The organism is Photorhabdus viridis, from assembly GCF_040256935.1.
Classification (GTDB): Bacteria; Pseudomonadota; Gammaproteobacteria; order Enterobacterales; family Enterobacteriaceae; genus Photorhabdus; species Photorhabdus viridis.
Genome location: NZ_JBEJZY010000184.1, coordinates 1 through 929 on the forward strand (window position 1 = coordinate 1; position 929 = coordinate 929).

General features: G+C 60.8%; 2 protein-coding genes. Both read left to right on the plus strand.

Translation table 11 applies throughout. The features are described 5' to 3' along the window. Positions 1-43: 43 nt before the first annotated feature. Positions 44-406 (plus strand): hypothetical protein, encoded by a 363-nt coding sequence (locus ABR397_RS22855; protein ID WP_350307708.1) that lies wholly within the window; start codon positions 44-46, stop codon positions 404-406. Then, positions 363-929, plus strand: a 567-nt coding sequence (locus ABR397_RS22860; RefSeq protein ID WP_407072906.1) for a tyrosine-type recombinase/integrase, incomplete at its 3' end; no start/stop codon positions are given. The genes ABR397_RS22855 and ABR397_RS22860, both read left to right, overlap by 44 nt.

The window sequence follows — 929 nt, forward strand, 5'->3', positions numbered from 1 at the left end:
GCCAGTCCGCCCGTCATGAACGGCTGTCGCCGTTCGTCAGCTGGTGCGAGGCACAGGGCGTAATATCCGCCGCTCAGGTCACCGAGCCGTTACTGGCAAACTGGCAGCAGTATCTGACCCGGTACCGCAAGGCCAACGGCCAGCTTTATACGCAGGACAGTCAGCGCCGACGCCTGCGGTCCTTACGCCTGTGGTTCGACTGGTTGCAGCAACAGCACGCTATCCCAACCAGCCCGGCAACAACCCTCGCCTCGCCAGACAGAAAAAAACGCCCCTCTGTCATGGAGACCCACGGTCAACCCGACGCCATCCCGGCCCGCTTCGCCACTTTACGCCAGCATCTGGCGGCCTGGCTGGAAGCCGTGCAGGGACAGGGCTTAAGCGAACGGACTCAGGAGTCCTATGAAGAACGGCTGTTGCCGTTCGTCAGCTGGTGCGAAGCGCGTGGCGTGATGACGGCACCGCAGGTCAGCCTGCCGTTACTGGAAAGTTACCAGCGCTGGCTGAGAAGCGCCCGTAAAGCGAACGGCCAGCCCTACACCCCGGGCAGTCAGCGGGACCGCCTGAGTGTCTTACGTCAGTGGTTCCGCTGGCTGTTGCAACGTCACCATATCCTGTATAACCCGGTGGACAGTCTGGTGTTGCCGAAGGAAGAAAAACGGCTGCCGGCACAGGTAATGAATGAAGACGAAACCCACACGGTATTAGCCGCAACGGATATCAACACCCCAACCGGGCTGAGAAATCGCGCTATCCTTGAAGTACTGTGGAGTACCGGTATCCGGCGGATGGAAATAGCCAACCTGCTGTTAAGCGAAGTGGACTTCGGGCGCGGCGTGGTGCTGGTCAGACAGGGCAAAGGCCGTAAAGATAGGGTGGTGCCCATCGGCGGGCAGGCGCTGCACTGGTTAAGCCGCTGGCTCAGTGTC